Source organism: Paraburkholderia sp. BGA-UO-ETr-F21 (assembly GCF_059567925.1).
In genome coordinates this window covers 975,936-995,609 of record NZ_JCAQOY010000040.1, presented here as the reverse complement: position 1 = coordinate 995,609, position 19,674 = coordinate 975,936, and the positions used below count along the sequence as shown (strand labels likewise).

The window sequence follows — 19,674 nt, the reverse complement described above, 5'->3', positions numbered from 1 at the left end:
ACGGGCCGAGCCGCCTCGCGCGTCATCGCTTGACCCTGCGCCCTCCGGCATTCGCGCTGCGGCGCTCATACGCCCTGCCCGCTCAACGCCAACGCGGGCGACAACACGCGAGTGCCGGCGGCCGCGCGCAAGCCCGTCTGCATGAAACCCTCGATCTCGCGCGCCGCCGCTTCGCATCCATCCGGCGACGCGGCGAGCCGGTCGTGCACGCGCCCACACTGCGTCGCAATCGACGGACTCCCGAGCACCTGCCTGAGCGCGCGGGTCAACGTCCGCGCCTCGATCGGTCCATCCACCCGAACCCCGCACCCACTCGCGACGACGCGCTGCGCGTTGTCGAACTGATCGTGTGCGAATGGCGTCACGACTTGAGGGATACCGGCGGCATACGCCAGCGCCGCCGTGCCAATGCCGCCGTGATGCACCAGCGCGCGACAACGCGGTAACAGCCTCTGCAGCGGTACATAGCGGCGCTCGATCAACGTGGAGAACGAACTCGCCTCATTCGCAGCGGCGCGATTCTCGACAGGCGCGTCGGGCCGCAAAAGAATGCCGCGCAGCCCGCTCTCGCGGAGCGTGTCGCGCACCGCTCGCGCATAACGCGCCTGATCGATCAGCGTCGAGCCCGCCGTGAAAACCACGGGCCGTTCGCCCGCGGCGAGAAACGCGTCGAGTTGCGGATCGGGTGCGCACGCAACGGTGTCGTTGAACAGCGGAAAGCCGCTCATGCAATACGGAGACGGCCAGTCGGGCTGCGGCTGCGCAAACCAGTCGGGAAAAAGACAGAGCACGCGATCGGTCGAATGCAACCATTTGCCGAAGATGCGCGTGGCCGGTTCGAGACCCAGCTCCGCGCGCAACGCGTTCAGCGCCGGACCGCACACCTTGTCGAGCGCGTACCGTTCGATCGAACGCATCAGCGCAGCCTTTACCGCGAGCGGCAAACATCGTGGAATGGTGAGCCGCGGATGGGTCGGCGGAGCGTGCGCGGAAAGCAAGGTGGACGGCGACACCTGCACGGATACGAACGGGATCCGGTATAGCTCCTGCATCAGCCGGGCGGAAAAAGCCCATAACGTGCCCACCAGCACCGTATCGGGAGTGGTCAGTGATGCCAGCGTGTCGAAATGCGCTCGCAGGGTCGGCGCAATGACCGCCCACAAGGTGCGAAACGACGTGCGCGGATTCCATAGCGCCGGATTCGCCATCGCGTCGGCGTAGTCCGCAGCCGTGCCGATCGGCACGAACATGAAGTCGCGGCGCGTCGCCGCTTCCGCGAACGGCGGATGCGTGCAGAACACGATCTCGTGTCCGCGCGCCGCGAGTGCCGCGCCGATGCCGAGCAGCGGATGCACGTCGCCCGCGGAGCCGATTGCCGTGATGATGACTCTCGTCATGCCCGGCAGCTCAGAAGAGGCCTGGGATCAACGCAGCCACGTCGCGGCGATACTGCGAATAGGCGCGGCCGAAGTGGCCGGTCAGCCAGCTCTCCTCCACCCGCACCTTGTACGCGAGCGAAGCGAAAATCAGTAGCAGGCCGAGCACGCCGCGCCATTGCATGCCGATCAGCACGCCGCCCGCGAGCGCCAGCAGGCAACCGGTGTAGATCGGGTGCCGTACGAGCCCGTACGGGCCGCTGCGCACCAGTTCATGATCTTCTTTCAGCGTGACCGACACGCTCCAGTTGGTGCCGAGATGCAGGCGCGCCCACACTGAAAACGCGAGGCCGGCAAGCAGCACGGCAAGGCCGGCGAATTGCAGCGCACCGATCGAATGCGAGTCGAACGACCACGCCGCGGCATTGAAGTCCGGCAGCACGATTAGCGCGCCGCCGGCGATCAGCGGAATCGACTGCAAGGTGCGCGACACGGACGCCTCTTTTCGCGCGGTCTCCTTGACCTGGTTCGACGTGGCGATCCAGTACAGCAGCCACACTGTCCACGGTACGACGATGGCGATGCTCTGAGCGATATTCACGATGGTTCGACCTGTTAGAACGAGTGATCGGCAGCGGTCTGCAACGCGGGAGTTGCGACGTTCGCGATGGCGGGGTCGGGCACGAGCGGGAGCGAAGCGCGGCCGCTCGGCCCGTCGAAGCAGTCGAGCGCGCGCACGGGTTGCTGAACCGGCGCGGCGCCGAAGTAATCCATAATCGCCGTGCGCACCTGACGCAGCGCGGCGCGCCCTTCCAGATCGAGGAAATGCCCGGCCTGATCGATGGTCGCGAACTCCGCACGCTTCAGATGATGGCCGAGCGAGCGGACGTCGTCGGGCGTGGTGTACGCATCGAGCTCGCCGTTGATGAACTTCAGCCCGCAGTCTATGTTGCTGAATTCGTGCAGATACTGCTCCGGGCGAATCGCCAGAATCTGGTCCACATGAAACGCCACCTGGTGCTGCTCGTCACGCGGCAGCGTCGACAGATAGCGGTAGTTGTAGAGCTTCATGATCCGCGGCAAATGACAGCCCACGGTGTCGTTGAGCAGTTGCGCGGCCTTCAGGTTTTCGCCCGCGGCGATGTAGTCGCGCGCCGCGGTCACGTACGCGGTCATGGCCTCGTTGAGCAGCGGCGAGAACGACGCGATCACCGCGCGGCGCACGCTCGTGCGCGCTCGCGAGAGCGCGAGCAGCGACGCCACGCCGCCCCAGGACACCGACAACAGGAAGCCCGGCTCGAATAAGCCGATGAGATACAACAGAATGTCGACTTCATCGTCTTTGGTAAGAATGAAGCCGCATTCGTTATGCGCTTTCGATTGCCCCGCATAGGGCAAATCGAAACAGATTGGGTTATAGCGTTCGCCGAGGTATTTGATTGTCTGTCCAAACGACGCCGTGGTGGCTAACGCGCCGTTGATCAGAATGACACTCTCGAAGGCCGGATCGAATACGTGACGTTCAACGTAGACTTTCAGGCCCGCCGGTAGCGGAACAAGGAGTTTTTCGATGGGCATGGCGTATTCGCAGGCACTTGCCCGAGGCAAATGCGTACTGACACCGCGTCCGCGCGAGCGAACGCCTTGCGGCCGTACTACCGTGGATCAGGCCCATGCGACTTGCCATTACACCTTTACGCCGGCAAATCCGATCCGCGACGACCGCTGCTGCACCGAACACACGCATCACAGGACATGATGCCTGCCCGCTCCCCGCAGCGCGCCTGACTTCAGGCCGCTTCAATCGAGCGTTCGATGCCTCGTGATATTTCTTATATTTAATTGAAAAGCATTACTTCAATCGCTACTGCTTGTCATTCGTCGACGCCAGTGTTGCCGCTTCGCGTGAAGCCTTGATGTCAACATACGATAACGGAATGCTTTTTAACATGTTTCAAAAATAAAAGCTAAAAAATCATTGAGCGAATGTTCGAAATCGGGAAGCGAAATATTAATGAAAGGATTCGCTCGAGAGGTAGTCCGCGAGGCGAATCAACATCGCATCGCAATCGCGCAATTGCTCGACAGTGACAAACTCGTCGGGCTTATGCCCCTGGTCCATACTGCCCGGGCCGCAGACCACCGTGGGAATGCCGGCCTGCTCGAAGAGCCCACCCTCGGTGCCGAATGCGACCGTGCCGAATTCAGTGGAGCCGCTGAGCAGCGCGAGAAGCCGCGCCGCTTCGCTATCGGGCGATGTCGCCAATCCCGGATAGGCGGAAAGCGGCTGAAGGCGGATGCCGGTGTCGGACTTCACGGCGCGCATCTTCGGCAGCAACTCGGCTTCGGCGTAGGTCTGCAACTGGTCGGCCACCGTGTGCGCATTGAAGCCTGGCAGCGCGCGCACTTCGAAGTCGAATTCGCATTCGGCCGGCACGATGTTGAGCGCACGCCCGCCTTTGATCACACCCGTCTGCACGGTCGAGAACGGCGGATCAAAGCGTTCGTCGTGATGCTCGGGTTGCGCCAGCTGCTCGCCGATCTCTTCCAGATGACCGATCATCCGCGCGGCGTATTGAATCGCGTTGACGCCATAAGGCGCGTAAGCCGAATGACATGCCGCGCCTTTCACGTGACAGCGCATTGCCAGTTTGCCCTTGTGACCCAGCACCGGCTTAAGCTCGGTAGGCTCGCCGATCAGACACAGAGCCGGCTTGTGCGGCCGCTGCTCCAGGTCCGCCAGCATGGAACGCACGCCGAGGCATCCTACTTCCTCGTCGTACGAGAACGCGAGGTGCACCGGCAGCTTCAGTTCCCGTTCGATAAACATGGGCACCGCCGCCAGCACTGAAGCGATAAAGCCTTTCATGTCGGCCGTGCCGCGGCCATACAGCCGCCCTTCGCGTTCAGTGAGACGAAATGCATCGACGGTCCACGGCTGGCCGTCAACAGGCACCACGTCGGTGTGCCCGGACAGCACGACGCCGCCTCCCTCACACGGACCGATGGTCGCGAACAGATTCGCCTTGGTGCGCTCGGCGTTGTAGAACAGCTCGCACTCGACACCCAGTTCCTCGAGGTAAGTCCGAATGAACTCGATCATCTCCAGATTGGAGTCGCGGCTGACCGTGGCGAAACTGATCAGCCGTTCGAGCAGCGCACGGCTCGATCGGTCATTCATTGCCTGGCACTCCGTAGCTGGGCGCGGCGGTCGGATTCAACGCGCGTGTGATGTAGTCCTGCATCTGCGGCCGATAAGCCTGCCATAGACCGTCGAGCTGACCGATGGGATCTTCATCCGCCCAATCGACGCGCAAGTCGACGATCGGCCAGCTCGGCTCGCCCACGATCTTGAGCGCCGCGGAATGCACGGGGCCTGCTTCGCCGCCGGCGGCCATCGCGGCATGCATGGCCGCGAGCAGGCGCTCGGCCAGCGTGCCGGCTGCCTGCTCGAACGCAGGAACCATCGCCTCGATCACTTCGACACCAGCGAGCATGTTGCCCGCCGCGACGCATTGCGCGCCGGCAACAGCGTGATAGGTGCCCAGCGCTTCCTTGCCGCTGAAGAAAGCCGTGCGGCCCTGGCTATCGATCACCGTCACCTGCCGGTACTCGCTCCACTCGCTCCCGCCGAGCGCTTGCTCCAATGCCGCGGCCGGATCCAACTGTCCTTTCTCCAGAAGATCGAGAACCTGCGGGCCGAGCGCAGGCAGCGTGACGTTCTGCGTCGCCACCGCGCCCACGCCTGCGCGCACCCACGGGCATCGCGCGCCCACCGCGATACTGGACGAACTGATCGCGATGCCAAGCTGCCCGGACTTGGCACACCGTCCGACGATAGAGAATGTCATGTCCCGCTCCTTAAGCCGCCGGCGGCGTCCATCCATCCGGAATGACGGCGACGACATCGATTTCCATCAACCACTGCGGCTGACCCAGTGCGACCACCACGAGGCCCGTGGAAATCGGAAACACGCCCTTCAGCCACTTGCCGACTTCCTGATAGACCGGCTCGCGATAACGGATGTCCGTCAGGAACGTCGTCGTCTTGACGACGTGCGACAAATCGCTGCCCGCCTCCGCGAGCAACTGCTTGACGTTCTTCATTGCCTGCTCGGCCTGAGCGCGCGGATCGCCGAGGCCGACCAGACGGCCGTCGAAATCCGTGCCCACCTGACCGCGCACATACACGGTGTTGCCGGCGCGCACGGCCTGACAAAGATCGTTGTCGAGCGTCTGGTTCGGATACGTATCCTTCGTGTTGAACATGCGGATACGGGTGTGCGTAGGTTGGCTCATCAATGCACCTCAATGCTAGGAAGAAATGGATCGCGGATTAAAGACGCATGCACATCAGTTCAGCCCATCGCGCTGACTTTATGAACGGGTGAATGGCCGGAAGTATTGTCACCGCTTTCGTCGCGGCCGTGCTGTGCATCTGACTGCGCACCGTCGTAATACGCGAGATATTTGCGCTGCGTGATGATGTGATCCGCGATGTGCTTCGCGTCGTGCCACACGCCCCAGATAAACGCGGAGCCACGACGCGACAACCACGGCAGACCGAGGAAGTAGACGCCGGGTTCCTTCGACACGCCGCGCTGATGTTTCGGCTTGCCCTTTTCATCGAAAGCGTCGACGTTCAGCCAGTTGAAATCGAGCGCATAGCCGGTTGCCCAGACAATCGACGTCACGCCGGCTTTAGCCAGATCGAGATCGTGCAACGGATGCGTCACGCAATCCGGATCCGCGGGAATGATGCGGGCTTCGGGCTCTTGCGGAAGATCGAGGCCGTTGCGGGCCGCATAAGCGTCGGCCGCGTCCAGCAGCGACAGATAGTTCTCGTCGCCGCGCGCGATGTTCTCCGCCAGATCCGTTTCGAAGGTCGCCACGCCATGCTCGAACGATTTCGTCAATCCGACGAGCGTGATGCCCTGCTGCGCGAGACGCCGGAAGTCCACCGTATGGCCGCCGCGCGCGCCGCTCACCGCAATGGTGACGTGTTCCCTGCCGGGCTTCATGACTTCCGCGTCCCATTCGCCGAGCACGCCCAGCCACCAGCAGAAATCGCGGCCGCGATAGGCGCGCGGCGGGCGATCATGCGCGCCAACCGACAGATAGACGCGCTTGCCCGCGCGTTGCAACTCGTCGGCGATCTGCACGCCTGACGATCCCGCGCCCACCACCAACACGCCGCCTTCGGGCAATTGCGCGGGATTGCGGTAGTCGGCGGAATGAATCTGCGTGAGACTCGAATCCTGCGGCGCGATCGGCGGAATCACGGGGCGTTGAAAAGGGCCGGTGGCGACCACCACGCGATTGGCCTCGATCGTGCCCTCCGATGTTTCGATCGTGAAGCCCTGCCGTCCCGCATTGCGCACGACCTTCCTGACTTCCACGCCGGTGCGGATCGGTGCATCGAACTTCTTTGCATAGGCGACGAAATAGTCCGCGACCTGCTCTTTCGGCGCGAAACCGTCAGGGTCGACCTCCGCGAACTCGAGATTGGGAAACCGATCGTGCCATGCGGGGCCGTTGGCGACCAGCGAATCCCAACGTCCCGTGCGCCAGCGCTCGGCGATTCGATCGCGCTCCAGAACGAGGTGTGGCACGCCGAGCCTGCTCAGGTGTTCGCTCATGGCGATGCCGGCCTGGCCGGCACCGACCACGAGCGTATCGATTGACGTTGTTTCCACTGTCATGGCTGTGTCCTTCTGAATGGCGGAATGTTTCGATTCGGTGGCGGCCTCGCGGCCTTCGAGCGCTCGCCACCGTGGCGGACCCAGTCGTGTTTTTCGATGGCGCGTTCCGCCTTGGGCCGTTCGTGTCGGTGAAAATCTACGCGCCCGTCCCGAATCTGAAAAATATATTTAAAAAATGCATAGCATCGGATTTTCCTATGCATGTCTTTTTGGCCGTCGCACAATCCCATCCATTGAAGGCCCTGAGATGGAGCGTTGTCGATGGAGAGCCACCCCCTGCGCTACTCGTTGCGCCAGTTGCGTTATTTCGTGGTCACGGCGGAGGCGCTGTCCTTCACCGCCGCCGCGAAGCGTCTGCACATTTCGCAGCCGTCCATCTCGACGGCACTCGCGGACCTCGAAGTGTCGTTCGGTGTGCAACTGTTCATACGGCATCACGCAAGCGGACTCTCGCTCACGCAAGCGGGACGCGATCTGCTTGGGCAAGCGCGCAATCTGCTGAAGATAGCGGAAGAATTGCAGATGGCCGCGAAGGAAATGGACGGCGGCATGACGGGCGCCATCGCGCTCGGCTGCCTCGTTTCGCTCGCGCCGCCGCTCATGCCGAGGCTTATCAGCCGCTTCACGGCCGAGCACTCGGGCATATCGTTTCGCACTGTCGAAGCGCATCAGGACGGCCTCCTGCGTGGCCTGCACGACGGTTCGCTCGACATCGCCCTCACCTATAGCCTCGACCTGACCGAGGACATCGCCTTCACGCCGCTGCTGTCGCTGCCACCATATGCGATTCTGCCGCGCACGCATCGCCTCGCGCGCGCCCGCAAGGTATCGCTCGCGGACCTCCTGCCCGAGCCATATGTGATGCTCGATCTGCCACACAGCCGCGAGTATTTCGCCGCGCTCTTCGATGCGGTGGGCAACCGCCCTGTGCCCGCGTTCCGCTCGTCGCAGCCGGAGGTCGTGCGCGGCATGGTGGCCAACGGTCTCGGCTATAGCCTGCTGAACTTTCCGCTCAAATCGAATCGCACCGTGGACGGTGAAGAGTTCGTCATTAAACGTTTCAAAGACAACGTCAACGCCACGATGCTCGGCATTGCGCAGTCACGTACGATGAAACCGCGCCAGGTCGTGCATCGCTTCGCGTCGTTCTGCGAGACGTACATTCGGCGACTGCATCTCGACGATTGATCGGCAAAGCGCGCTTACACGCGTCGAACGGGCCGCCGCTGTATAGGTAAAAACTTTGCTTTGTATCTAAAAACAATATTTTGGCTTGCAATTTGGCTTGATAGATTTGTGTCCATGTTGAGCGCCACGCCACAAAGCCTCGTGCTGGTGCGCTCTTACCGTGATGAACCCAGGAGGACACCATGGCCCACCCGTCAGAGACGATTGCAGTGCAAGCGCTGGTCGACGAACTGCAGACGGGTTGCGAGCGGTCATTCGGCGATGCGCATGCAATGCCGCCCGGTGTCTATACGTCGCCTGAATTCCTCGCGCTGGAAGAGCGCACGATCTTCCAGCGCGAATGGCAATGCGTGGGCCGCGCCAGTGCGCTCAAAGCGCCAGGCGATTACCTGACCACGCGTATCGGCGCACAACCGATCGTGATCTTGCGCGACGAACAGATGCAGCTCAAGGCGATGTCGAACGTGTGCCTGCATCGCATGTCGGTGCTGCTCGAAGGGCGCGGCAATGTGCGTCGTATCGTCTGCCCGTATCACGCGTGGAACTATTCCCTCGACGGCGCGCTGCAAGGCGCACCGCTCATGGACCGGCAAGCGGGCTTCTGCAAGGAAGCCTACAGACTGCCCGCCGTGCGTTGCGAAGAATGGCAAGGCTGGCTCTACGTGACACTCGACCAGAACGCGCCGCCCGTCCACCTGCAGCTCGCCAAACTGGGCGAACTGGTTGGCGCATACGGCATGTCCGACTACATTGAAACCTTCTATGAAGAGCACGTGTGGGACACGAACTGGAAGATCCTCGCGGAAAATTTCATGGAGAGCTATCACCTGCCGATGCTGCATCGCGCGACGGTAGGCCCGCATTCGCGGCTCGACGAAATGGAATGCCCGCCGGGCTATCCCGCCTTCAACTATCACTGGATCACGAAGGAAGCGAGCTTGCCTATCGGCAATGCGCATCCGGATAACACACGTCTCACGGGACACTGGCGCAAGACCACGGCATTGCTCGCCATCTACCCGACGCATCTCGTCACGCTCACGCCAGGTTACTTCTGGTATCTCGTGCTGCAGCCTCAAGGCGTGGGGCGCGTGCATATCCGCTTTGGCGGCGGCCTTGCGCCCGAATTCATCGCCGATCCCGCGGCCAACGCGCACATGACGACGTTGAAGAAGCTGCTCGACGACGTGAACGCCGAAGACAAACGCGGCGTGGAAGCCGTCTTTCGCGGCGTGCATGCGCCGCTCGCGAAACCCGGCCATCTGAGTCATCTCGAACGCCCGAACTACGATTTCGCGCTCTATCTTGCGAGCAAAGTCGCCACGGCGACGCTCGGCGCGCACTGAACCCGCTTCACCGACAGGACGCAATCACGATGTCAAACCCTTCCTTCATTTCGTTCTCGGGCGTGAGCAAAACGTATGACGGCACGCAAAATGTCGTCGACGATTTGAACCTCGACGTGCGCAAGGGAGAATTCCTGTCGCTGCTCGGCCCGTCCGGCTCGGGCAAGACGACCACGCTCATGATGCTCGCGGGATTCGAATCGCCCACGCACGGCGAGATCCGCCTGGATGGCCGCCGGCTCGACGACAAGCCGCCGCATCAACGCGACATCGGCATGGTGTTTCAGAATTACGCGCTCTTTCCGCATCTGACGATTGCGGAGAACGTCGCGTTTCCGCTCTCCGTGCGGCACGTGAGCCGCGCTGAACAGAAAACGCGCGTGAAGCGCGCACTCGAAATGATCGAGCTGCCGCATCTGGCGAACCGGCGCCCCGTGCAACTCTCGGGCGGACAGCAGCAGCGCGTGGCGCTCGCGCGCGCGCTCGTGTTCGAGCCGAGCGTCGTGCTGATGGACGAACCACTCGGCGCGCTCGACAAACGCCTGCGCGAAACCATGCAATACGAAATCATGCGCCTACATCGCGAGCTGTCGCTCACGATCGTCTATGTGACGCACGATCAGGCCGAAGCGCTGACCATGTCCGATCGCGTCGCCGTGTTCTCGGACGGCCGCATCCAGCAAGCCGCCACGCCGAGCGAACTCTACGAGAACGCGCAGAACGCGTTCGTCGCCAACTTCGTCGGCGAGAACAACGGGTTGAGCGGACGTGTCGTCAATGTGGGCGACGACTGGGCGACGCTCGCGCTGTCGGACGGCAGCGTGATTCGCGGCCGTTGCGAACCCGGTCTGCGCGCGGGCGACGAAGCGATGCTCGCGTTGCGCCCCGAGCGCGCGCATATCCCGAGCGCGGAAGGCCTGCACGTCGACGAAAACAGCAACGTGGTGCGTGCGCGCGTCGAGGAACTGGTGTATTGCGGCGATCACCATCGCGTCCACCTGAAGCTCGGTTCGCGCGATTCCCTCGTCGTGAAAGTGCCCAACACGCAGCGCCACGCGCTGCCTTCGCCCGGCAACGAGATCGACGTCGCCTGGCGCCACGACGACTGCAAGATTCTCGCGGCGGCCGCGCCACGCAGCGCGCCCTCGCTCCACGTATCCACACCGCCGTCACCTTCCATCATCACTACAGCAGCCGCAGGAGCCAACTGAAATGCGCACTCTTCACAAAGCACAAAGCGCCGCACTCGCCGCACTCGCATTCGCCACCGTGACCGTCCAGGCCGCGGAGACGCTCTCCGTCGTGACCTTCGGCGGCGCATATGAAGCGGCCGCGAAAAAGGCCTATTTCGAACCGTTCACGCAGGCCACCGGCATCGGCTTTTCGACCGAATCGTACGACGGCGGTCTCGCCAAGCTCTCCGCCATGGAGCAGGCGAAGAACACCACGTGGGACCTGATCGACCTCGAAACGAACGACGCGATCACCGCCTGCGACGAAGGCCTCCTGCAGAAGTTCGACAAGAAGTCGCTCGGCAAGACGAGCGACTTCATTCCCGGCTCGATCAGCGATTGCGCGGTCGCGAGCATGGTCTGGTCCACGGTCTATGCGTACGATGCCAGCAAGCTGAAGACCGCGCCGACCACCGTCAACGACTTCTTCGATCTGCAGAAATTCCCCGGCAAGCGCGGCCTGCGCAAATCGCCAAAGGTAACGATGGAATGGGCGCTGATCGCTGACGGCGTCGATCCGAAGGATGTCTATAAAGTGCTCGGCACGCCCGCCGGCGTGGATCGCGCGTTCAAGAAACTCGACACGATCAAGAAGAGCATCGTGTGGTGGGAGTCGGGTGCGCAGGCGCCGCAGTTGCTCGCGGACGGCGCGGTCGTGATGACGCAGGCCTACAACGGCCGTATCGACGACGCCGCGAAGAAGGACAACAAGCCGTTCAAGGCCGTCTGGGACGCACAGGTCTACGACTTCGACTGGTGGGGCGTTCCGACCGGCGCGAAGCATGCCGACGCCGCTGCGAAATTCATCGTCTCCGCATCCCAGCCGAAGGCGTATGCGGATTTGTCGAAGTACATCGCCTATGCGCCGCCGCGCAAGGACGCGATCGCGCTCGTCGACAAGCAGCGCCTCGCCGATCTGCCGACCTCACCGCAGAACTTCAAGCGCGCGCTGCAGATCAACGCAGGCTTCTGGGCCGACAACGCGGACCAGATCAACAAGCGCTTCCAGGTGTGGCTGACGCAATAAACCCATCGTCCGACGAGAGCCCAACTTGACTACCAGCATGCCCGCCCCGGCCCGCGCCTCATCCCTGGGCTCTCCGACGAGAGCCGACGGCGGCGCTTCATTTCAGAAAGCGCGTCGCCGCGCATCGGTGCGGGCATTGCTGCTCGCGCTGCCGCTCATCGTGTTCCTCGTGTCGACGTTCATCGCGCCGATCGCGCTGCTGCTCGCGCGCAGCGTGCAGAACCATGAAATGTCCAGCAGCATGCCCGCATTGACCCGCGCACTCGACGCGTGGGACGGCCGCGGCGTGCCGGACGAACATACCTTCGCCCTGCTCGCTGCGGGCCTCAAGGAAGCGCAGCAGAGCGGCCAACTCGGCACCGTCGCGCGCCGGCTGAACTTCGAGCAGGCCGAGTTCCGCAGCCTGCTGATGCGCACCGCGCGCCAGCTTCCCGCCGATGCGCCGCCCGCGTGGAAACCGGCGCTCGTCGAACTCGACGAACGCTGGAATTCGCCGGAAACCTGGCGCCTGCTCAAGCGCGCCGCCGCGTCGCCGACGCCCGACTATCTGCTCGCCGCCGTCGACGCGCAAGTCACGCCACAAGGTTCGGTCGCGTTCGTGCCGGACAATGCCTCGATTTATCGGCAGGCCTTCTTGCGCACGATCTCGATCAGCGCCACGGTCACGCTGCTGTGCCTCGTGCTCGGCTATCCGGTGGCATGGCTGCTCGCGAACCTGCCCGCGAAAAGCAGCAACCGCCTGATGCTCTTCGTGATCGTGCCGTTCTGGACCTCGCTGCTCGTACGCACGACCGCGTGGTACGTTTTGCTGCAACCGGGCGGCGTCATCAACAGCCTGCTGATGGGTCTGGGCCTCGCCACGCATCCGCTGCCACTCATCTTCAACCGCACCGGCGTGCTCATCGGCATGACGCACGTGCTGCTGCCCTACATGATTCTCGCGATCTACTCGGTCATGAAAAGCGTGTCGCCCGTCTACGTGCGCGCCGCTCAATCGCTCGGCGCGCATCCGTTCACCGCGTTCGTGCGGGTCTACATACCGCAGACGCTGCCAGGCGTGGGCGCCGGCTGCTTCCTCGTGTTCGTGCTCGCGCTCGGTTACTACATCACGCCCGCGCTGCTCGGCGGCGCAGGCGACGAGATGATCAGTCAGCTCATTGCGATCCAGACCAACACGCAGCTCAACTGGGGACTCGCCGGCGCACTCTCGGCCTATCTGGTGATTTTCACGGCGATCTTCTATTTCCTGTTCAACCGCATCGTCGGTATCGACCGCTTGCGCTTTGGTTAAGCCCGGCCGAACACGCGCACACGACGAAGGAACGACATGCAAGACAAACGCAACAAGGTGCTGACGGAACGCATCGCCACACGCTGGGTGCGGGTACATACGGCGCTCGTGCTTTTCTTTCTGATTGCGCCGATTCTCGCCATCATCCCGCTCTCATTCAATTCGGGTTCGTACTTCTCGTACCCGATGCAGGGCTTCTCGTTCCGCTGGTATGAGCAGGCGCTCACGAGCGCGGACTGGCAACGCTCGCTGCTGAACAGCATTGGCATCGGCGCGGCGTCCACGTTGATCGCCACGTGTCTCGGCACGCTCGCCGCGCTGGGTCTTTCGCGCGCGCAGTTTCCGCTGCGCTCGCTGATCATGCCGATCATCATTTCGCCGATGATCGTGCCGATCGTCGTGGTCGCGGCGGGCTTCTATCTGATCTTCGCGCCGCTCGGCCTCGTCAACTCGTATCCCGGCGTGGTGCTGGCGCACGCGGCGCTCGGCACGCCGTTTGTCGTGATCACCGTGACCGCGTCGCTGCTGTCGTTCGATCAGAGTTTGTTGCGCGCCGCTTCCGGGCTCGGCGCGGCGCCCTGGGTCACGTTCCGGCGCGTCACGCTGCCGCTCATCATGCCGGCGGTCGCAACCGGCAGCGTGTTCGCCTTCGCGACCTCGTTCGACGAAGTGATCGTGATTCTGTTCATTGGCGGCCCGGATCAAACCACCGTACCGCGGCAGATGTGGAGCGGCATTCGCGACTCGATCGACCCCTCGATTCTCGCCGTGGCGACGATGCTGATCGTATTCGCCGTGCTGCTCTTCGCGAGCATCAACTGGCTGCGCGGCCGCGCGGCCGCGGCCAGCAGCGCGCTCACCTGATGCGCGCTCACGCTTCCATCACGTGTTCGATACGGCGATCCGGCACCAGCCACCACGCGGCGGCGAGCGTATACAGCGCCGCCGAACCCCACGGCACGACGAACGCCAGCGCGATACCCGTGAGATAGATCACGACCGAAACCTTGCCCTTGAAGTCATTGCCAACGGCTCGGGCAAGAGTCGAATCCTCGCCGTGCTCGCGAATCAGCACCCGCATGAGGATGAAATAGGCGATCGCCGACATGAACAGCACCACGCCGTACATCGCGGTCGGCCAGGAGGCGAGATGGTTTTCGCCGACCCAGTGCGTGACGGCCGGTAGCAGCGACAGCCAGAACAGCAGATGGAGGTTCGCCCACAGCACCGCGCCGTTGACCTTCTGCACGGCATGGAACATGTGATGATGATTGTTCCAGTAGATGCCGACGTAGATGAAACTCAGCACATACGCGCAGAACACGGGGAGCACCGGGCGCAGCGCCGCGAGATCGAAGCCTTCCGGCACCTTCAACTCGAGCACCATGATCGTGATGATGATGGCGATCACGCCATCGCTGAAGGCTTCGACACGTCCTTTGCCCATGGATTGGATTCCTGATGATGGTGTTGAATGCGGTTGCGCGCCAAGGCGGCCCGCACTCCGCGGGCGACCCGCGCCGCTGCCGATTATCCGCGAAGCCGTGACGATTTGTCGATCCGGCCGGGTTCGACTCGCGTGCCGTGTTCAGCGCGAAGCGTCGTCCGGGTAGTAGACGGCGAGCCACACGCTGGGCTCCCGGTCGCTTGTCCATGCCACCCGATGCCGGCCATGCGCTTCGATCAGCACGTGATCGCCTGGCTTCATCGAAAGCGGCTCGGCCTCGCCTTCGAATTCGAGCGTGGCCGCGCCGCTCAGCAGCACGACGAACTCGGCGCGAGGACTGTCGTACCAGAAGCCCGGCGGGCTCGCGTGCCCCATCGAGACGATCCGCTCGATGCTCACGCCACCCTGCTCCACCAGGGCGTCGACCTGCTCGCCCTCTCCTTCGCCCTCGCTCCCGCCCGCCGACGCGCCGCGGTCGAACAGATTGCCGCTCCGCATCACACGCTTCATCGTGGCTGCTCCGCTTGTGCGTACCGCTCACTTCATGGGCTTGAGCCCGTCGAGCAAGGTCGGCACCAGTTCACTGATGGTCGGATGAATATGCATGGCGTACTGCAAAGTCGGATACGGCGCGCCCGCCGTCATGATGTCGATGAAGGTATGAATCGCCTCATCGCCTTCAATGCCGTGAATGGCCGCCCCGAGAATCTGCTTGCTTTGCGCGTCGACCATCACCTTCATGAAGCCATCGGTCTCGCCGCGTTCGCGCGCGCGGCCCACGCGCGACATCGGCATAGTGGCGATCAGCGCATCGCGGCCCGCTTTGCGCACCTCGGCCTCCGAAGCGCCGACACGCGCAAGCGGCGGATCGACGAACACCGCATACGCCATGATGCGTGTGTCCACGGTGCGCGCGCCGCCGTCGAGCAGATTGGCCGCGACGATCTGAAAGTCGTCGTAGGAAGTGTGGGTGAAAGCGCCACGCCCGTTGACGTCGCCGATCGCCCACACGCCCGGCACGTTGGTGCGCAACTGGCCGTCCACGGGAATCGTGCCGTGCTTGTCCGTCGTGATGCCGGCGGCCGCGAGGCCGAGGTCGTCGGTATTCGGTTCACGGCCGGTGGCGAACAGCAGATGCGACGCTTCGAGCGCGGGAATGTTCTGCTCGAAGCCGATACACAGCTCGTTCGGGTGATGCGGATGCGGCTCGACTCGCGAAGGCTGCACGCCGAAGTGAAACTCGACACCCTCGCGGGCGAGCACCTTCTGCACGGATTCGGCGAAGTCGGCGTCCTCGCGGGTGAGCACGCGTTCGCCGCGCACCAGCACGGTCACGCGGCTGCCGAAGCGACGAAAGATCTGCGCGAATTCGAGCGCGATATAGCTCGCGCCGACGATCACCAGATGCCCCGGCAATTCCGTCAGTTCGAGCAGATTGGAGTTCGTGTAGTACGGAATCCGCTCGAGACCGTGGAGCGGCGGCACGACGGCGCGCGTACCTGTGTTGATGAAGATTTCGTCGGCGCTGAACTCGTCGAGCAGTTCGCCGTCCGGTCCGCTAACCGAAAGCGTATGGGGGCCGGTAAAGCGCGCATGGCCTGTGAACACGCTCACGTTCTTCGCGCCGCGCAGCCATGTCTCGACGCCGTCGCGCGACTGCCCGATGATCCTGTCCTTGCGCGCCTTGACGGCCGCCAGATCGACGCTGACCGCACCGCTCAGTTGCACGCCGAGTTCCGCGCAATGGCGCGCGACATGCGCCGCGCGAGCACTGGCGACGTAGGATTTGGTCGGGGTGCAGCCGACGTTCACGCACGTGCCGCCAAAGGCCCCGCGCTCGATGACCGCGGTTTTACGGCCGCTTTGACCAAGACGCACGGCAAGCGGCGCGCCGCCTTGTCCCGTACCGATCACGACTGCATCGAAGTGCTGTGACATGGCAACTCTCCGGAAGCTGGGATGCATGTCGTAGCATCTTACCCTCAGCCTCTCGAATCGCCACGCTGCGTTGCCGGTTGCCGGTGGTTGCTGATCACCGACTAATTGTCATTCGAATGCCAACTGCTCCGCACTATTGCTTCTCACGGTCCGCAAAGCCGCGAGGCTTAATCGTGGCAATGCACGGCGCAGATCAATTCACGCGAGCGTTGCAGCGCGGCCTGCGCGCCACGTGACGCCACGACCCAGCCGACCTGGCCCAGGTTGAAATCCTGTGACACCATCACCTGCATGAGGGCGACCATCGGCAATAGCACCGACGGCCGGTAAAGCTGGTTCCTGATCAAAGCTGGCATGACAACTCCCGTCGAGCGGCGCCGCTTCGGCTTCGCTCTATTCACGTTTCGATGGGAGGATTGTAGGGAGGTGGCCTTCGCGGATAAATACCGCTAACGCGAAGGCACTTGTTTGTCAAACCGAACAATCGAATCCGGCCCCACGCGCCCGCGCACGACGAAATCCCGCGCAGCCAAGCCTGGCTGGGCGCACAGGCTTGCGCGCGTAAGCGCCGGCGCGCTCAGGAAGCGTCGACCAGACCGACCTGCGCGTCCCACAAACTACGCGCATACGCACTGGCCCCGACCGGGCGGCTGTAAAAATAGCCCTGCTGCTTGTCGCAATGGATCGCGCGCAGGAACGCCGCCTGTTCGGCGGTTTCCACCCCTTCGGCGGTAACGTTCATGCCGAGCGAGTGCGCCATCGCCACCACGGCCTGCGTAATCGCAATCGAATCGCGATGATCCGGCAAGCCGGCGACGAACGAGCGGTCGATCTTCAGGTTATGCAGCGGAAAGCGTTTCAGATAAGACAGCGACGAATAACCGGTGCCGAAATCGTCGACGGAAATGCGCACACCCATGTCGTTCAGCGTGCTCAGCATGGGCAACACGGTTTCGCTGTCGCTCATCAGCAGCCGTTCGGTGATTTCCAGTTCCAGCGCCGACGGCTCCAGCCCGGATTGCATCAGGCAGCGCTGGATGCGCTCCACCAGGCCGTCGTTGAACTGCCGGGGCGACAGGTTCACCGCGACGATCAGTTCCGGCGCCAGTGTGCGCCGCCATTGCGCCACCTGCTCGCAGGCCCGCGCCAGCACGAAGTTGCCGATCTCGCCGATCAGGCCCGCATCTTCGGCGACGGGGATGAATTCCCCCGGCGACACGTTGCCCAGTTCGCTGTTGTACCAGCGCAGCAGCGCTTCCGCGCCGATCGTGCGGCCGTCGCGGCTATCGACGATCGGCTGGTACACGAGGCTCAGTTCGTTGGAAGCGAGCGCGCGCCGCAGCGATTGCTCGATCGTGAAGCGCCGTTGCAACTGCTGATTCAGCTCGGCGGTGAAGAACTGAAAGTTGTTGCGGCCGCGCTGTTTGGCGTGATACATGGCCGAATCGGCGTTGCGCATCAGCGTGGCCACGTCCTGGCCGTCCTCGGGAAAGCGGCTGATGCCGATCGACGCGCCCAAGTAGTACTCGTTGTCCGCCACCGCGAATGGCTCCGCGATCATGTCGAGGATGCGCCGCGCGAGGCCGATCAGTTGCCCGGTGTTCTCATACGCGCTGACCACGATCACGAATTCGTCGCCGCCCACCCGCGCGAGCGTGTCCTCCGGCGAGATACACGCCGAGAGGCGTTGCGCCACGCTGCAAAGCAGGGAGTCGCCGGCCTCGTGACCCGCAGTGTCGTTGACCTTCTTGAAGCCGTCCAGGTCGACGAACAGCACGGCGACGCTCGCCAGTTCGCCGACGCCGGACGCGGTGTCGAGCGAGAACAGATCGCGCAGCCGCTCGGTGAGGTACGCGCGGTTGTAGAGGCCGGTGAGCGAATCGCGAGTGGCGAGGAATTTGAGTTGCCGTTGCGCTTCGCGCACGGGTCCGATGTCCGTAAACGAGATCAATACCGAGCTGGGCTCGGTATCGCCCGGCTTGATGATCGGCACCACGTTCTCGGTGATCCAGACGACGTCGCCGCCAATCAGCTCCACGCCGATCGTGACACCCAGCACGGGTTTGCCGGTGGCGAGCACCTGAGCGGTCGGGCGCGCGGCCTCGGTGACGAGCGAGCCGTCCTCGTGATACGCGCGCACCATCACCGACTGGATACTGCGGCCGACGAGCTCCGGCGTTGCGCGCAAAATCCGCTGCGCGCTCGGGTTGCAGGCCAACACCACGCCTGCGCGCGACTGCACGACGATCCCTTCGATCAGGTGATGGACCACCAGACGGTGATGCTCCTCGCTGTGCGCGAGCCGCTGCGCCATGGCGTCCTGATGCACGGCCAGACCAACGCTGCGGCCGATGTCGCGCAGCATCGCTTCTTCTTCGGCACTGGGACGGCGCGACGTGCGGTAATACACCGCGAATGCGCCGAGCACCACGCCGGAATCGTTTTCAAAGTGCACCGACCAGCAGGACCGCAGGCCGATCGGCAACGCGAGGTGCCGGTAGTCGGCCCACAGCGGATCGGTTTCGATATCGTCGACGGCGACGAGACGCCGCTCGAACATCGCAGTCCCGCATGAGCCCACCTGTGGCCCGATCATCACGCCGTCGATGGCCGCGCTGTAGTGCCTGGGCAGCGAAGGCGCGCCGCCGACCCTGGCGTGCACGCCGTCGGCGTCGAGCAACAGGATCGAACAGGATGCACCTTCCCCCAGCAGCGCTTCCGCGCGGCGGCATACTTCGTCGAGCAATTCCGGCAGCGGTGTGTTCTGCGTAATCAATCGCAACACCGTGCGCTCGGACGCGAGCACGCCTTCGGCCAGATTCGCACAGTAGCGAATGCCTTCAGGCGCGGCTCCCGTCTTGTTTTCTGATGTCGCTTCGCAAGTCATTTGTGCGCCCCCTAACCCGACATCGGCAGTTTAGTGTACGCGGCACACCGGGGTTTACGCGAGGGTGGCGAATTATATTCTTCGCGCATCGCGTAATGCACGCTCGATCTCGACTGTCAATCACCGGATCAAACGGTTCAGTTGCCGGCATGAGTTGACGGCATTCTGCTCGGGTTCCGCAGGTAGGATTCCGGCACCGCCTGGCGGAACGCCGGAACCCAAATCAGTCATTAGCCTGTC

The 19,674-nt window shown here is 63.3% G+C and carries 18 protein-coding genes; 6 read left to right on the top strand and 12 right to left on the bottom strand.

What is annotated here, in order from left to right:
- Positions 1 to 65: 65 nt before the first annotated feature.
- From AC57B1_RS36930 to AC57B1_RS36900, 7 genes are all read right to left on the bottom strand, one after another.
- Positions 66 to 1,397, bottom strand: coding sequence for a glycosyltransferase (locus AC57B1_RS36930; RefSeq protein WP_496420163.1), 1,332 nt, complete (start codon positions 1,395 to 1,397; stop codon positions 66 to 68).
- 10 nt (positions 1,398 to 1,407) lie between these two features.
- Positions 1,408 to 1,977, bottom strand: coding sequence for a methyltransferase family protein (locus AC57B1_RS36925; protein ID WP_408347574.1), 570 nt, complete (start codon positions 1,975 to 1,977; stop codon positions 1,408 to 1,410).
- A gap of 14 nt (positions 1,978 to 1,991) precedes the next feature.
- Entirely contained in the window at positions 1,992 to 2,954 is a 963-nt protein-coding gene (locus AC57B1_RS36920; RefSeq protein WP_496420162.1) for an alpha/beta fold hydrolase, read from the bottom strand.
- Between the two features lie 433 nt (positions 2,955 to 3,387).
- On the bottom strand, positions 3,388 to 4,557 hold the full coding sequence (gene argE, locus AC57B1_RS36915) for an acetylornithine deacetylase (protein ID WP_496420161.1): 1,170 nt from the start codon (positions 4,555 to 4,557) through the stop codon (positions 3,388 to 3,390).
- Complete coding sequence (locus AC57B1_RS36910; protein ID WP_496420160.1) at positions 4,550 to 5,227, bottom strand: DUF1028 domain-containing protein; 678 nt, start codon at positions 5,225 to 5,227, stop codon at positions 4,550 to 4,552. The genes argE and AC57B1_RS36910 overlap by 8 nt, the downstream gene beginning before the upstream one ends.
- 10 nt (positions 5,228 to 5,237) lie before the next feature.
- Positions 5,238 to 5,675 carry a RidA family protein gene (locus tag AC57B1_RS36905; protein ID WP_496420159.1) on the bottom strand — a complete coding sequence of 146 codons (438 nt, stop codon included), beginning with the start codon at positions 5,673 to 5,675 and terminating at the stop codon, positions 5,238 to 5,240.
- Positions 5,676 to 5,734: 59 nt separating this feature from the next.
- A complete protein-coding gene (locus AC57B1_RS36900; RefSeq protein ID WP_496420158.1) occupies positions 5,735 to 7,078 on the bottom strand; it encodes a flavin-containing monooxygenase in 1,344 nt (447 codons plus the stop codon).
- Between the two features lie 261 nt (positions 7,079 to 7,339).
- Here AC57B1_RS36900 and AC57B1_RS36895 point away from each other — a divergent pair, with 261 nt between their 5' ends.
- The 6 genes from AC57B1_RS36895 to AC57B1_RS36870 all read left to right on the top strand — a co-directional run bounded on the left by AC57B1_RS36895 (position 7,340) and on the right by AC57B1_RS36870 (position 14,026).
- Positions 7,340 to 8,266 carry a LysR family transcriptional regulator gene (locus AC57B1_RS36895; RefSeq protein WP_408347556.1) on the top strand — a complete coding sequence of 309 codons (927 nt, stop codon included), beginning with the start codon at positions 7,340 to 7,342 and terminating at the stop codon, positions 8,264 to 8,266.
- A gap of 182 nt (positions 8,267 to 8,448) precedes the next feature.
- Complete coding sequence (locus AC57B1_RS36890; protein WP_496420157.1) at positions 8,449 to 9,612, top strand: SRPBCC family protein; 1,164 nt, start codon at positions 8,449 to 8,451, stop codon at positions 9,610 to 9,612.
- 29 nt (positions 9,613 to 9,641) lie between these two features.
- A complete protein-coding gene (locus tag AC57B1_RS36885; RefSeq protein ID WP_408347550.1) occupies positions 9,642 to 10,823 on the top strand; it encodes an ABC transporter ATP-binding protein in 1,182 nt (393 codons plus the stop codon).
- Between the two features lies 1 nt (position 10,824).
- Positions 10,825 to 11,871 carry an ABC transporter substrate-binding protein gene (locus tag AC57B1_RS36880; RefSeq protein ID WP_091792814.1) on the top strand — a complete coding sequence of 349 codons (1,047 nt, stop codon included), beginning with the start codon at positions 10,825 to 10,827 and terminating at the stop codon, positions 11,869 to 11,871.
- Between the two features lie 37 nt (positions 11,872 to 11,908).
- Positions 11,909 to 13,162: an ABC transporter permease subunit gene (locus tag AC57B1_RS36875; protein WP_408300688.1), complete on the top strand. Its 1,254-nt coding sequence runs from the start codon at positions 11,909 to 11,911 to the stop codon at positions 13,160 to 13,162.
- Positions 13,163 to 13,198: 36 nt separating this feature from the next.
- Positions 13,199 to 14,026, top strand: a complete 828-nt coding sequence (locus AC57B1_RS36870; protein ID WP_408184578.1) for an ABC transporter permease — start codon at positions 13,199 to 13,201, stop codon at positions 14,024 to 14,026.
- Between the two features lie 7 nt (positions 14,027 to 14,033).
- Here the strand turns inward: AC57B1_RS36870 and AC57B1_RS36865 are convergent, their stop codons facing one another.
- From AC57B1_RS36865 to AC57B1_RS36845, 5 genes are all read right to left on the bottom strand, one after another.
- Complete coding sequence (locus AC57B1_RS36865; protein WP_408347547.1) at positions 14,034 to 14,609, bottom strand: TMEM175 family protein; 576 nt, start codon at positions 14,607 to 14,609, stop codon at positions 14,034 to 14,036.
- Between the two features lie 141 nt (positions 14,610 to 14,750).
- On the bottom strand, positions 14,751 to 15,119 hold the full coding sequence (locus AC57B1_RS36860; protein WP_496420156.1) for a cupin domain-containing protein: 369 nt from the start codon (positions 15,117 to 15,119) through the stop codon (positions 14,751 to 14,753).
- A gap of 27 nt (positions 15,120 to 15,146) precedes the next feature.
- Positions 15,147 to 16,547, bottom strand: a complete 1,401-nt coding sequence (locus AC57B1_RS36855; protein ID WP_496420155.1) for an FAD-containing oxidoreductase — start codon at positions 16,545 to 16,547, stop codon at positions 15,147 to 15,149.
- Positions 16,548 to 16,714: 167 nt separating this feature from the next.
- Complete coding sequence (locus AC57B1_RS36850; RefSeq protein ID WP_091792808.1) at positions 16,715 to 16,903, bottom strand: hypothetical protein; 189 nt, start codon at positions 16,901 to 16,903, stop codon at positions 16,715 to 16,717.
- Between the two features lie 221 nt (positions 16,904 to 17,124).
- A complete protein-coding gene (locus AC57B1_RS36845; RefSeq protein ID WP_408300635.1) occupies positions 17,125 to 19,434 on the bottom strand; it encodes a putative bifunctional diguanylate cyclase/phosphodiesterase in 2,310 nt (769 codons plus the stop codon).
- Between the last annotated feature and the right edge of the window lie 240 nt (positions 19,435 to 19,674).